Annotated in this window: 2 protein-coding genes and 1 pseudogene; 2 read left to right on the forward strand and 1 reads right to left on the reverse strand. The window is 48.9% G+C overall.

The annotated features are described in order from the left end of the window. Together REG_RS11925 and REG_RS14585 are read left to right on the forward strand one after the other, a co-directional pair. A partial coding sequence (locus REG_RS11925) for an integrase core domain-containing protein (protein ID WP_039907250.1) occupies nucleotides 1–331 on the forward strand: 331 nt, incomplete at its 5' end. Nucleotides 332–392: 61 nt separating this feature from the next. After that, on the forward strand, nucleotides 393–1502 hold the full coding sequence (locus REG_RS14585; RefSeq protein ID WP_407078946.1) for an amidase: 1110 nt from the start codon (nucleotides 393–395) through the stop codon (nucleotides 1500–1502). Between the two features lie 32 nt (nucleotides 1503–1534). On the opposite strand, the pseudogene REG_RS04005 reads toward REG_RS14585, so the two are convergent. Beyond that, nucleotides 1535–1874: pseudogene (locus REG_RS04005) on the reverse strand (IS5-like element ISRein1 family transposase); the annotation flags it as partial.

Genomic DNA, 1874 nt, shown 5'->3' on the forward strand with positions numbered 1-1874 from the left:
CTTCAAGACGCTAAAATATCGCCCTGAGTACCCGGTTAACCCTTTTGACAACCTGCAAGACGCCCGCGCATGGGTCGAACACGTGGTGCACTGGTATAATCAAGAACATCGCCACAGTGCCATTGAATTTGTCACACCTGCACAAAGACATGCAGGCCTTGATAAAGCCCTATTAGCTCAGCGTAACACAGTGTATGAAAAGGCACGCGCTGCAAACCCTACACGCTGGGCAGGTCAAATCCGTCAGTGGCCGTATGTGAAAGAAGTCCATTTAAATCCACAAAAATCCAGAGAAAAAAAGGTGAAACCAGACGCCAAAAAAGCAGCCTAGGATTTTACATCCTGGGCGACAACTACATTGACAATTACCGCTAGAGACCCGTGCCAATTTCATTCCATCAGCAGATGCCATTGTGGTCTCCAGAATGAGGGCAGCGGGTGGCATTTTGCTGGGCAAAACCAACTGCCCGCCCGGGGGTGGCGGCGGTGTAACGGACAACCCAGTGTATGGGGCTACCCGTAATCCGCATGATCTGTCTCGTAGTCCAGGAGGCAGCAGCGGAGGAGAAGCCGCCGCCATCGCGGCATGCCTGTCACCACTGGGAATAGGGAGTGATTCGGGCGGAAGCCTGCGCATCCCTGCACACTTTTGTGGTATTGCGACAATCAAACCGACCAGCGGCAGAGTGCCGAACACGGGGGTGTTTGACCACCCTGGCGGGTTGAGTGACTATCGTACTCAGATTGGCCCCATGGCGCGATACATTAAAGATCTTGATCTCGCTTTGCGTGTGATCGCAGGCATGGATGGACAGGACTCCGGTGTAATATCGATGCCATTACAGCGTCCGGAAGAGGTATCAATGCACGGATTACGAATCGCCTACTACACTGACGATGGCATTATTCCCCCCTGCGCGTCGACGGTAAAAACCGTACGGGATTGCACACAGATACTGAGTGACGCCGGAGCAACTGTCGATTGTAGGCGACCAGCCTGTTTGAGTGACGCTCGAAACATCAGCGAACGATACTGGCACATGCAGCAGTCCTCTGGTGCTGAAGTCCAAAGGTTATTTGCCGATTGGGATCGCTTTCGCAGCGCCATGCTGTCTTTCATGGCGAACTATGATGTGATTGTCTGTCCCGTAGATGCCGAAGCAGCACCGCTTCTTGAAATGGAAAAAGAAAAAAGTCGGCATGGCATGTTCAATTATACGCTGCCATACAGTTTATCTGGTTGGCCATGTGTGGTTCTGCCCGCAGGAGCCTCCGGTGTCAATGGTTTGCCAATCGGCGTGCAGATTGTCGCTAACGCTTGGCATGAACACGTAGCCTTGGCGGTAGCCGCGCAAATTGAAGCGGCCGCGCCTCCTAATGCTTGGCGCTACAGAGGCGCAAATCAAGAGGGAAGTAAGTACTACAAAAACTCTTGGTATCAAACAGTTTCAGACGACAATTACATTGAAAAACACCCGTGCCTGAAACACTTTATTTCATAATTTCTACATTAGACCTCTTCGGAAACTATCATTTATCTAATTTCCATATTATAAATTGCAGCAATCAGATTAAATCTTAATCCAAAACGTTTTCGCCTGTTTCGATAACGGTCTGATACAATTTTAAATCTTTTAATCATACCAATGACATGTTCGTTTAATACACGCTGGCTTGATAACGCACGATTGTTGCGTTTATCTTCTTTTGTTAAGGGATTTTTCTTTGTCTTTTTCTTAGGCAACGCCGAGTTTGAATGAATCTTGCCAAGCCCTTGGTAACCTGTATCGGTAACTGTTTTGATGTCAGGATGTATTCGCACACCAGACTCCTTAAACAACCTAAAATCATGGCGCCTCCCATTCGTAAAGCTT

It is taken from the genome of Candidatus Regiella insecticola LSR1 (assembly GCF_000143625.1).
Taxonomy (GTDB): Bacteria; Pseudomonadota; Gammaproteobacteria; order Enterobacterales; family Enterobacteriaceae; genus Regiella; species Regiella insecticola.